Genomic DNA, 12,240 nt, shown 5'->3' on the forward strand with positions numbered 1-12,240 from the left:
CGGGCGAGACCGCCGCCGCGGACCGCTACGCGCGGGCACCGAAGTCGGACCGCCGCAAGCTGATCGACGGGGCGTTCTCGCTGGCGCTGGTCGCCGCGGGGATCGCGGCGCTGGTGGTGTTGAAGAACCTCAAGGAGCCGGCCCGACCGGTCAGCCGCGTCTCCCCGCCGCCGCTGGTCGAGGTGGCCGACGTCACCCGGCACGTCGGCGGGCTGAACGTCCGCAGCGACGGCGTCGTGGTGCCCTACCGGCTGATTAACGTCGGGGCGGAGGTGGGCGGCCGGGTCGTCTCCATGGACCCCGCCCTGCGCAGCGGCCGTTACGTCACCGCCGGCCAACCCCTGCTGACGATCGACCCGGAAACGTATCGGTTGGAGGTGAAGCGCCTGGAAGCCGAGGTGCGGGCCGCCGACAGCAGCCTCGCGGAGTTGGCGGTGCAGATTGAAAACGCCAAGGCGACCGTGTTGATCGCCAAAAAGGACGCCGAGTTGGCCGAGGGCGAAACCGCCCGGGAGGAGCGCCTCCAGCAGCGCGGCAGCGGCTCGCAGGCCGCCGTCGAGCAGGCCCGCCGGGCGGAGCTTCAGACCAAGGACAAGCTGCAAACCGCCGCCAATAATCTGCGCCTGCTCAACGCCCAGCAGGAGCGGTTGGAAGTTCAGAAGGAACTCGCCGAGACGAACCTCGAACGGGCCAAGCTGGACCTCGAACGCACCGTGGTGAAGAGCCCGGTGGACGGGGTGATCGTCAGCTCCGACGTGGAGGAAGGCGGTCGCGTGCAGCAGGGCGGGGCGTTGTTCACCGTCAGCGACGCCAGCAAGGCGGAGGTGCGGACGAACCTGCGGATGAAGGACGTCGCCTGGATCCTCGCCCACCCGCCGGAGGGCGCGCAGCCGACGGCCGGGGCGGAGGAGCTGTCCCCCGCCGCCGCCGCCTACGCCCTGCCGTCGGTCCCGGTGACGGTCAATTACGACCTCGCCGGCAACACCTACACCTGGAACGGCACGCTCAGCCGCGTCGACGGGGCCGGCCTGGACGAACGCACCCGCACCGTGCCCTGCCTGGTGGTGGTGGACGACCCGCGGAGCGTCTCCATGGCCGGCGGCCGCGGGGCCCTGCCGATCGCCGCCCCGCCGGTGCTGGCCCGCGGGATGTACGTCAACGTGCAGGTGCACACCGAACCGGCCGAGCCCCTGCTGGAAGTGCCGGAGCAGGCCGTCCGCCCCGGCAACCGCGTCTGGGCGGTGCGGGACGGCAAATTACGGATCGCCGAACTGCCGGTCGCGGCGATCGTCGGCGGCAAAGTGCTCATCCCGCCGACCGGCGCCGCGCTGGAGCCGGGCGACCGCGTGGTCGTCAGCCCGCTGCCCGGCGCGACCCCCGGCATGAACGTCCGCGTCGCCGGCGACCCGTCCGAGGACGTACGGGAGACGGCGGAAGGCGGAGGGGACGACGCCGCTCCCGCGTCCGTCCCCAGCGGCGTCGCCGCCGCCGAGGGGGATTCCCGACCCGCCGCCGCCGGCGGCTGACGCCCCGCCCCGCCGCCGCCGTTCCTTCCGCCCTCCGCCCTCCGCCCTCTCCCTTCCGCCTTAGAAAATGCAGTCGCTCGCCCGCTGGGCTATCAAAAACACGCCGGCGATGAACACGCTGATGGTCGCCCTGATGGCGGTCGGCGCCGTCTGCCTGGGGTCGATGCGGCGGGAGGTGTTCCCGGAATTTGAACTCGAGGTCGCCCTCATCATGGCCCCCTACCCGGGGGCCGACCCGGACGAGGTGGAAAGCGCCATCGTTCAAAAAGTGGAGGAGGCGGTCTCCTCGCTGGACGGGATTAAAGAAGTCACCGGCATCGCCCAGGAGGGCTTGGGCAGCGTGCTGGTCGAAATCGACCCGTCCGAGCCGGACGTGAAGGCCGTGGTCGACGAGATCGAATCCGCCGTCGCCCGCATCAGCACCTTCCCCGCCGCGGTGCAGGCGGAAGGGGTGGAGGTTCGGCAGCTCACCTTCCGCGAGACCGCCGTCCGCGTCGCCGTGCTGGGGCCGGCCCCCGAGACCACCGGCGCCGACCCGGTCGCCGCGGAGCTGCGCCTGCGGAACCTCGCCGAGGAGATCCGCGACGAACTCACCGCCCTGCCCGTCGTCTCCCAGGCGACCGTGCAGGGGGCGAAGGAGTTCCAAATCGACGTGGAGATCCCCGAGGACAACCTCCGCCAGTACGGCCTGAGCCTGACGGACGTGGCCAACGTCCTGAAGCGGGAGAACCTCAACCTGCCCGGCGGCACCCTCAAGGGGGCGGCCCAGGACGTCATTTTAAAAGGCGAGGCCCGCGGCGAAACCGGCGAGGCGATCCGCCAAATCCCTCTCGTCACCGACCCCAGCGGCGTCACGCTGACCGTCGGCGACCTCGGCGAAGTCAAAGACGCTTTCGACGACAGCAGCAGTTCGACCCGCATCAACGGGCAGCCCGCCCTGGTGGTGGCCGTCGAACGCACCGCCGACGAAGACTTATTGCAGATCGCCGCGGCCGTGCACGCCTACGCCGCCAACCGGGCCATGCCCGAGGGCTACGATCTGGTCACCTGGGACGACCGCAGCGTGGAGGTCCGCGACCGCATGGAGCTGCTGCTCCGCAACGGCTGGCAGGGCCTGGTGCTGGTGTTCATCGTGCTGGCGGTGTTCCTGGAACTGCGGCTGGCGCTGTGGGTCGCGCTGGGCATCCCGATCTCGATTCTCGGGGCCGGCATCATGCTTTATTTCGGCGGGCAGACGTTGAATATGCTCAGCATGTTCGCCTTTTTAATGGTGCTGGGCATCCTCGTGGACGACGCGATCGTCGTCGGGGAGAACATCTACGCCCACCGGGAGATGGGCAAGCCGTACATGAAGGCGGCGATCGAGGGCACCGCGGAAGTGATCCCCTCGGTGACGACCAGCGTGTGCACCACGGTCATCGCCTTCGCCCCGCTGATGTTCGTGGTCGGGGTGATGGGCAAATTCATCGCGATCCTGCCGATCACGGTGATCGCCTGCCTGATCATCTCCCTGCTGGAGAGCGTTTTAATTCTTCCCTGCCACCTGGCCCACGCCCCGCACGAGGGGGCGCTGGCGCGGATGCGGAGCCGCACGCCCCGCCCGCTCCGCTATCTGCTGGCGGCGGGCATCCTGTTCGTCGCGCTGCAGATGGTCGGCGTGCTGACCGGCGTGCTAACCCCCTCCACGCTGCGGTCGCTGGACCTCCCGGGCGTCGGGGCGCTTGCCGGGCCGTACGCGGTTTTGGGCGCGTTGGGCGGCTCGGTGGTCGGGCAGGTGATCCTCTGGACCGTCGCCGGGCTGCTCAGTTGGCTGGGGCTGTTCTTCGCGGGAGCCTACGGCACGCTGTTTTATCTCTCCGCCCGGGCCAACCGGCTCGGCACCGCGGGGCTGGGGCGGTTCATCTCCAAGGCGTACGAACCGGCGCTGCGGTGGAGCTTGGACCACCGCGGGATCGTCGTCGCCGGCAGCGTCGCGGCCCTGCTGACGAGCTTCGGCTTCGTCGCCGGCGGCTTCGTGCGGCAGGAGTTCTTCCCGGAGATGGACTCCAACCGCGTGCAGGCCAACATCATCTTCCCCGACGGCACCCCCGCCCGGGTCACCGAGGCCGCCGTCGAACGCGTCGGCGCCGCCCTGGAGCGGGTCGGCGAGCAATATAAAGATCGCACCGTCGACGGCCGCAGCCCCGTCAAACTGATCCGCCTGGGCGTCGGCTACGCCAGCGGCGAGGGGCCGGACCAGGCGACCCAAAGCAGCGGCGGGCAAATCGGGCAGGTGTTCGCGGAGATCCTCGACCCCGCCCTGCGGACCGTCACCTCCAAAACGATCATCGACGCCTGGCGGGAGGAGGCTGGCGAGATCGCCGGGGCCGAGGCGGCGAACTTCGAAGCTCCTTCGATGGGCCCCGGCGGCAAGGCGATCGAGTTCAAATTGATCGCCGATAAAAACGCCGCCGACCGGCTCGAAGCGGCCGCCGCGGAGGTCAAGGAGCAACTCGCGGACTTCCCCGGCGTCTACGACGTGGACGACGACAGCCGCCCCGGCAAGGCGGAGATTCAACTCGACCTCAAGCCGGACGCCGTCGCCCTCGGCGTGAACCGGGCCGACCTGTTCGAGACCGTCCGGGCCAGCTACTTCGGCGAGGAGGTGATGCGGGTCCAGCGGGGCCGGGACGAGGTGAAGATCATGGTGCGGTATCCCACCGAGGACCGCCGCAGCCTGGCCGATTTCGAGGAGATTCGCGTCCGCACCGCCGACGGCCTCTCCCGGCCGATCACGGAGCTGGCGGAGATCACGATCGACCGCAGCCCCAGCGAAATTAACCGGATCAACCGGCGCCGCAGCGTCACGATCACCTCCGCGGTCGACGTGACGGAGGGCAACGCGCAGGAGATCGTCAATTCGCTCAAGACGGACGTGCTGCCCGACGTGCTGGCGAAGTACCCCGGCGTGGACGTCACCTGGAAGGGCCAGCAACAACAGCGGGCCGAGAGCATCGGCAGTATCTTCGTGGGACTGTCGATCGCCCTGTGCTGCATGTTCGCCCTGCTGACGCTGGAGTTCCGCAGCTACACCCAGCCGTTGTTAATCCTCGGCATCATCCCCTTCGGCGTGGTCGGAGCGGTGCTGGGGCACTGGGTGATGGGGCTGCCGCTGTCGTTTTTCAGCATGATGGGGATCGTGGCGCTCTCCGGCGTGGTCGTGAACGACTCGATCGTGCTGGTGGACTTTATGAACCACCGCATCGAGGCCGGCCTCCCGCTGCGGCAGGCGATTATGGAAAGCGGCGTCCGCCGCTTCCGCCCGGTGCTGCTGACCAGCGCCACCACGGTCGCCGGCCTGTTCCCGATGCTGCTGGAAACCAGCTTCCAGGCCCAGATCCTCGTGCCGATGGCCGCCAGTCTGGCGTTCGGACTGATGGTCACGACCGGTCTCGTGCTGGTGCTCCTGCCGGTCTACTACAGCCTCTACGGCCGCGCCGTCGGCGTGGAGGAGCTGCGGGCCGAGGAGGAAGAAGACGAACTCGTCCCCGCGGTCGCCGGGGTTTAACCCGGGCGAACGGACGCGGTATCATGCGGCGTGTCGAACGCCCGCGCCCGCCGCCCCGCCGTCGGTCCGCAGTTGCGCGTGCTGCTGGGGGCGACGTTCTTGCTGCTGGCGCTGTTGGGGGCGAACAGCGCCTATCTGGTCGGTGTGCGGGCGCTGGGGGCGGCGGGGGTGGATCTGCTGAACTGGTTCGTGCCCTGGATGCTGCTGGGGCACGTCGCGCTGGGGGCGCTGGTCGCCGGGCCGCTGGGGCTGTTCGCCCTGCTGCACGGGGCGACGGCGTGGCGACGGGGAAATCGGGCCGCGGCGCTGGCCGGGGCGACGCTGGTCGCCGCGAGCGTCGGGCTGTTTCTCACCGGGGCGCTGCTCTGCCGGATCGAAGGGTTTTCGATCTCGGAACGGTTCGCCCGGCTCGATCGGGACGCGGTCTATTGGCTGCACGTCGCCCTGCCGGCGCTCTGCCTCGGTTTATACGTTCTGCACCGCCGGGCCGGACGTCCGATCCGCTGGCGCCGGGGACGGAACTACGCCCTGGCGACCGCGGCGTTCGTGGCGCTGATGTGCGGGGCGCACTCGCTGGACCCCCGCACCTGGAACGCCGCCTCGCCGGAGGACGGCGCCGAATACTTCGAACCCAGCCTGACCCGCACCGCCGGCGGGACGTTCATCCCGGCGGAGCGGTTGATGACCGACGACCGCTGCGCCGAGTGCCACCCGGACGCCGCCGCCGCCCACGCCTTCGGGGCTCACAAGCACAGCTCTTTCAATAACCCGTTTTATCTGGCCGCCGTCCGCCAGACGCGGGCGGCGATGATGGAGCGGGACGGCGACGTGACCGTCGCCCGCTGGTGCGCCGGCTGCCACGACCCGGTGCCGCTGGCCAGCGGGGCGTTCGACGACCCGTTTTATCAGGACGTGACCGACCCCACCGCCCACGCGGGAATCACCTGCGCGGTCTGTCACGGGATCACGGAGATCGGCCTGCACGGCGGCGTCCGGGGGAACGGGGATTATCTGCTCGAAACGGCGGAGCCGTACCCCTTCGAGGGCGCCGACGAACCGCTGTTAAAATGGATCAACCGGCAATTGGTGCGGGCCAAGCCGGCGCTGCACAAGCGGTCGATGCTCAAGCCGCTGCACAAAACGTCGGAGTTCTGCGCGACCTGCCACAAGGTCAGCCTGCCGGAGGAATTGAACGACTACAAATGGCTGCGGGGCCAGAACCATTACGACTCCTTCCGGCTCTCCGGCGTCTCCGGCGGCGGGGCGACCGGGTTCTATTATCCGCCGAAAGCCCACGCGAACTGCAACGCCTGCCACATGCCCCGCACGCCCAGCGGGGACTTCGCCGCCACGCCCGGGCCGGACGGCGCCCTCAGCGTGCACGACCACGCCTTCCGCGGGGCGAACACCGCCCTGGCCTGGCTGCACGGCGCCACCGACGCCTATCGCGCTCATAACGACATCCTGCGGGACAGCCTGCGGGTCGATTTATTCGGCGTGCGGGAGGGCGGCGAGGTCGACGGCGCCCTGACCGCCCCGCTGCGACCGGACGTGCCGACGCTCACGCCGGGGGAGACGGTGTTGTTAGAGGTCGTCGTCCGCACGCTGACGCTCGGCCACGCCTTCACGGAGGGCACCGCGGACAGCAATCAGGCCTGGGTGGAACTGACCGTCTCCAGCGGCGACCGCGTGCTGCTGCAAAGCGGGGCCGAACCGGCGATGGACAGCGTCGACCCCGCCGCCCACGTGTTCGACACCTTCCCGGTCGATCGCGACGGCAACCGCATCGCCCGGCGGAACGTGCGGGACCTGTTCGCCGTGCTTTATAATCACCAGATCCCGCCGGGGGCCGCGACGAGCCTGCATTATCGGCTGCCGGTGCCGGAAGGCCTCGACGCCCCGCTGACGGTCACGGCCCGGGTGCGGTATCGCAAATTTCGCCCGGATTACATGCGGTTCGTGCGGGACGCCGCCCGTCCGAACGACCCGCCGCTGCGCCAGGACTGGGAACGCCCGCCGATCGTCACGATTTGCACCGACTCCGTCACCTTCCCCGTCGCCGGGTTGCCGGCGGAAGTAAATGCCGCAGTTCAAAACCCGCCGCGGGAGGCGCCGGCGTGGGAACGGTGGAACGACTACGGCATCGGGGCGCTGCTCAAAGGCAAGGCGGAGTTGCGGCAGGCGGCGGACGCTTTTTCCCAGGTGGAAGAACTGGGGCGGGCCGAGGGAGCGCTGAACCTCGCCCGGGCCCTGCACGCCGCCGGGGACGCGGCCGGGGCGACCGCGGCGCTGGACCGGGCGGTCGCCCATCCCGAACCGCCGCCGTCGTGGACGACGGACTGGCTGCGGGGCGTGTTGAACCGCGAAGCCGGCCGGCCGGCGGAGGCCGCGGAGAATTTCTTGAACGTGCTCCGTTGGGATCGCCCGCCGACCGAGGAGATGACCGCCCGCGGGTTCGACTTTAGCGGGGACGACCGCGTCGCCAACCTGCTGGGGCGGACGTATACGGACCTCGCCCGCCGGGCCGCGGACGATGCGGAACGGGACCGGCTGCAACGCCTCGCGATCGACGCGTTCGAGCGGGTCCTTGAAGTGGACGTTGAGAACGTCCCGGCGCTGGACAACCTCGCCCGGCTGCACCGGGAGCGGGGCGAGACGGAGCGGGCGGACGCCCTGCGGGCCCTGCACGCCCAATATAAACCGGACGACGTCGCCGCCGCCCGGGCGCTGCGAGCGGCCCGAAAGAAGTATCCCAACGCGGCGAGAGCCGCGGAGGCGACGATGATTTACGAACTGACGTCGCCCGACGCCGCCGCGCCCGCGGCCAGTGATCCCGCCGTCGAGTTCCGGCAGCGAAGCACGCCCGCCCCAAGCCTCCGGCCGACGGTCGCGGCGCCGTGAACGACTCCCCGCATTCTCCACTGGCCGGTCTGATCCGTTTGGCGGCGCTCGGCTGTCTGGCGTGCGGTTGCGAGGCGGAGCGCCCCGTCCCGCCGCCGGTCCCGTCGCGTCCCGCTCCTACGCCGCCCCGCGTGCCGCTGGTCGACGTCACGGCCGAGGCCGGCCTGGCCGGGTTTGAGCATCAAACCGGCGCCCGCGGCGAGAAGTTATTGCCGGAAACGATGGGCGGCGGAGCGGCGTTCTTCGACTTCGACGCCGACGGCGACCCGGACGTCTTATTCACGAACTCCGCCCGCTGGCCGTGGGAAGGTGAGGACTCGCCGCCCTCCGGCCCGCGGCTCTATCGGAACGACGGGACGGGTCAGTTCAACGACGTCACCGCCGGCAGCGGATTGGACGGCCCGGCGTACGGGATGGGCGTCGCCTGCGGGGATTACAACGCCGACGGGCTGCCGGACGTGTATCTCACCGCGTTGGGGGAGAACCGGCTCTATCAGAACCGCGGCGGGGGGCGATTCGAGGACGTCACGGCGGCGACGGGGACCGGCGGCGCCGCGGAGGACTGGACGACCGCCGCCGGGTGGTTCGACGCCGACGGCGACGGCGATCTGGATTTATTGACGCTCAATTATCTGGAGTGGAGTCGCGAGGCGGACCGCGCCCAGCCGTTCACCCTCACCGGCGACGAACGCGGCTACGGCCGCCCGCGGGCCTTCGGCGGCGCCCTGCCCCGGCTGTACCGCAACGACGGCGACGGCCGCTTCGCCGAGGTCGCCGCGGAGGCCGGTTTCCATGTTCTCAACCCAGCGACGGGAGAGCCGCTGGCCAAAAGCCTCGGGCTGACGTTCGCGGACGTGGACGAGGACGGCGACCTCGATGCGTTCGTCGCGAACGACACCGTGCGGAACTTCCTGTTCCTCAATCAAACCGCCGAGGGCGAGCCGGGACGGTTCGTGGAGACCGGGGTCCGGGCCGGGGTGGCGTTCGACGAAAACGGCCTGGCCCGGGGGGCGATGGGCGTCGACGCGGCGACGCTCCGTGGGGACCGGGATTTGGCGCTGGCGATCGGCAACTTCGCCGCGGAGATGACGGCCCTCTACGCCTCCCGCCGCGGGGCGGGACTGTTCGCCGACGAGGCCGCCGCGGCCGGGTTGGGGGCGGCCACGCGGCCGGACCTCACCTTCGGCGTGCTGTGGCTCGACGCGGACCTCGACGGGCGGCCGGGTCTCGTCGCCGCCAACGGGCACCTCGAACCGGAAATCGCCCGCGTGCAGCCGGGCATGACCTACGCCCAACCTCCGCGATTGTTCTGGAACGCGGGCCTGCAAACCGGGGGGCCGGAGTTCCTCCCGTTGGGGCCTGAGAGCGTGGGGGACGACTTTCAGGAACCGTTCGTCGGCCGAGCGGTGACGGCGGCGGACGTCGATCTGGACGGCGATCAGGACCTGCTTCTCACCGAACTGGGCGGGCCGCCGCGGCTGTTCCGCAACGATCAGGCCCTCGGCCGGCGCTGGCTGCGGGCGACGGTCGTCGGCGACGGGGCGAACCCAGGGGCGATCGGGGCGACCGTCACGGTGACGGTCGCCGGGCCGACGGGACCGCGGGCGCAGCGGAAAACGGTCAATCCGACCCGGGGCTATTTGTCGCAGGTCGAACTGCCGCTGACCTTCGGTCTGGGCGGGGCGGAAACGGCCACGGTGCGGGTCGTCTGGCCGGACGGGGCGGAGCGTACGCTGACCGATGTGCCGACGAACCGGGCTCTGCGCATCGAACGTCCCGACCGCTGAGCGGCTGACAGGGCGGACGTTCAGGCGGCAACGGGACGTTCAGGCGACGACAAGATTGGTCGCCGGGCCGGAAGGTCGCGGCACCAGTTCGTCCGCCGCGGCGACGGCCCGGCGCATCGCGGCGAGGCTGTCGCGGGCGAACTCCGCCTGCCGACGCCGGACCAGCGGCCCGGCGAGCTTCGCCAACGGGTGGGCCAACTGGCTGTCGGCCCGCACGTCGTACCAGATGCGGCCGTCCGCCTCGCGGGTCAGGGCGAAGCGTTCCTCCCCCCGGCAGACGTGCCCCGGCAGGGTGACGTAGGCCACGCGGAAGCAGTCCGGTTCGTCCCGCACCTCGTAGATCCGCACCGGGTTCGACCACCACAGCCCCCCGCCCCGGGCCACGACGCACAGCTGGGCGCCCTTCGTCGGCGGCGGGGGCGGGCCGAGGCAATCGCCGGCCCGCACCTCGGCCCAATCCGGAAACTGCCCCCAGCGACGCAGCGTGTCCCGGGCGGCGGCGAAGACCGCCGGGCCGCGGCCGAGATCCACCCGGTGCCCCGTCCGCAGCAGCCCGCCGCAGGCCCAGCGGTCGCCGGCCCCCTCCAGCCCGCGCGGGCGGTGCGTCGGGGCGGCGTCGGCGGACGCCGCCAGCAGGCCGGCGAGGCGATCGGCGGTGGGACGGGTGAGGCTCGGCATCGCGTTCGCCCAACCAACCGGCCGCCGGCCGGACGCTTCACGCCGGGACCGGTCTCCGTTCGGGACCGGCGGGGAAGAACTTGGCCGGGCGGGGCGGGCGCGGACTTCGCTTTGCCCCCGGTCAAGCGCGAACTTCCGCGGGGGGAGAAAATGAGGCAGCATTTTGGCGCGTGATCGGCACGGTATTCGCAGACTCCGTTGACGACACCCAACGCGGTCCGCCCTGCCCCGAACGGGCTCCCGCCCGTTGAGCAGCCGCCCCCCGAGGGCTACCATTCGCGTCGGCCGCCGTCATGGACCCGATTTCTTCGCCCCCTCCCTCCACGGAGCATTCGCCCGTGCCCACCGCCGCCCCGCCCGACGCCGCCCGCGGCATCGGCGCCAGTGTCGAATCCCTCTCCCCGCAGCAGCGGGAGATGCTCGAGACCGGACTGCGGTTCGTCCGCAGCAGCCTGACGATGGACGTCCAGGAACCGACGGAAAAAGTCGTCGCCAGCCGCAACGCCGCCCTGACCCAGCTGGCCGAACTCGAACGACACTTCGGAATGAAACCTCGCTGAGGCGAGGAAATTCCAAGGGACAAGAGGCAAGAACCAACAGGAGCCCGGTCGCGGGCGTTGGTTCTTGTCTCTTGTCCTTTGGTGCTTTGAAGGCGTCGTTCCGGTAGCTTCCCCGGATGCGTTACACCCGCGTCCGTCTCGCCGGCCTCGCCTGCACGCCGCCGGAGGAGGTCGTCAGCAGCGACGAACTCGAAGCCCGGCTCGCCCCCGTCTACGACCGCCTGCGGTTGCCGGCCGGGCGGCTGGAACTGATGACCGGCATCCGCGCCCGCCGGTTCTACCCGCCCGGTACGAAGCCCGGGGAAATCAGTGCCCGCAGCGCCAACGCCGCCCTCGACCGGGCCGAGCGGGACCACGGGCTGCAGCGGGCGGACGTCGCCGCCCTGGTGCACGGCAGCGTCTGCCGCGACCGGCTCGAACCGGCGACCGCCTGTGCGGTCCATTCGGCCTGCAATCTGCCCAACGGCGCCGGCTTCGTGCTGGACCTCTCGAACGCCTGCCTCGGCGTGCTGAACGGGCTGCTGTTCGTCGCGGATCTGATCGAATCCGGCCGCATCCGGGCCGGCGTGGCCGTGGGGACGGAGACCGGACGGGACCTCGTCGAGGGCACGATCGAGTCATTGTTACAAGACCCGAATACAAATCGGGCTGACGTGAAGGCAGCTTTTGCCAGCCTGACGATCGGCAGCGGCTCCGCCGCGGTCGTGCTGTGCGACGAGGACCTCGCCCCGAACGCCCCCAAGCTGCTGGGCGGGGCGGTGCGGACGGATACCTCCCACGCCGCCCTGTGCACCGGCGGGGACGAACTGGACGCGCTCGGCCGCCCCCGCATGACGACCGACAGCGAAGCCCTGCTGCACGCCGGCGTCGCCCTGGCTGGCCGCACCTGGGACGACTTCAGCGCCCAACTCGACTGGACCGCCGACACCCCCGACCACGCCGTCACGCACCAGGTCGGCCGGGCTCACCAACGATTGCTGTTCGAGGCGCTGGGGCTGGACCCCGCCCTCGACCACCCCACCGTCGGGGAGCACGGTAACACCGGCGCCGCCGCCCTCCCCACCGCCGCGGCGATCGCCGCGGACGCGGGGGCGTTCCGGTCCGGCGAGAAGATCGTCTGGCTGGGCATCGGCAGCGGCCTGAACTGTGTGATGCTCGGCTGGGAGTGGTGAGAACCGGAAATGTTCTCCCGGTTCGCCGTCGCCGTGAGGCGGCGCGCGTTCCGCGGGCGCTGGCGTTCG

7 protein-coding genes are annotated in these 12,240 nt (G+C 70.7%); 6 read left to right on the top strand and 1 reads right to left on the bottom strand.

Annotated features, from left to right (window positions below; genetic code table 11):
- The 4 genes from ACG2DA_RS03850 to ACG2DA_RS03865 form a co-directional block, all read left to right on the top strand.
- A partial coding sequence (locus tag ACG2DA_RS03850) for an efflux RND transporter periplasmic adaptor subunit (RefSeq protein ID WP_395254149.1) occupies window positions 1–1,526 on the top strand: 1,526 nt, incomplete at its 5' end.
- Window positions 1,527–1,593: 67 nt separating this feature from the next.
- Window positions 1,594–5,073, top strand: coding sequence for an efflux RND transporter permease subunit (locus ACG2DA_RS03855; protein ID WP_395254150.1), 3,480 nt, complete (start codon window positions 1,594–1,596; stop codon window positions 5,071–5,073).
- 30 nt (window positions 5,074–5,103) lie between these two features.
- Window positions 5,104–7,974 carry a multiheme c-type cytochrome gene (locus ACG2DA_RS03860; RefSeq protein WP_395254151.1) on the top strand — a complete coding sequence of 957 codons (2,871 nt, stop codon included), beginning with the start codon at window positions 5,104–5,106 and terminating at the stop codon, window positions 7,972–7,974.
- A 131-nt stretch (window positions 7,975–8,105) separates the two neighbouring features.
- A complete protein-coding gene (locus tag ACG2DA_RS03865) occupies window positions 8,106–9,761 on the top strand; it encodes a CRTAC1 family protein (RefSeq protein ID WP_395254152.1) in 1,656 nt (551 codons plus the stop codon).
- 39 nt (window positions 9,762–9,800) lie between these two features.
- Here ACG2DA_RS03865 and ACG2DA_RS03870 read toward each other — a convergent pair whose 3' ends face one another.
- A complete protein-coding gene (locus ACG2DA_RS03870) occupies window positions 9,801–10,439 on the bottom strand; it encodes a DUF1990 family protein (RefSeq protein ID WP_395254153.1) in 639 nt (212 codons plus the stop codon).
- A gap of 338 nt (window positions 10,440–10,777) precedes the next feature.
- Between ACG2DA_RS03870 and ACG2DA_RS03875 the strand changes: the two genes are divergently transcribed.
- Complete coding sequence (locus tag ACG2DA_RS03875) at window positions 10,778–10,999, top strand: hypothetical protein (protein WP_395254154.1); 222 nt, start codon at window positions 10,778–10,780, stop codon at window positions 10,997–10,999.
- 116 nt (window positions 11,000–11,115) lie between these two features.
- Complete coding sequence (locus ACG2DA_RS03880; protein WP_395254155.1) at window positions 11,116–12,171, top strand: 3-oxoacyl-ACP synthase III; 1,056 nt, start codon at window positions 11,116–11,118, stop codon at window positions 12,169–12,171.
- The last annotated feature ends 69 nt before the right edge of the window (window positions 12,172–12,240 follow it).

The sequence above is a fragment of the Alienimonas sp. DA493 genome (genome assembly GCF_043951915.1).
Taxonomy (GTDB): domain Bacteria; phylum Planctomycetota; class Planctomycetia; order Planctomycetales; family Planctomycetaceae; genus Alienimonas.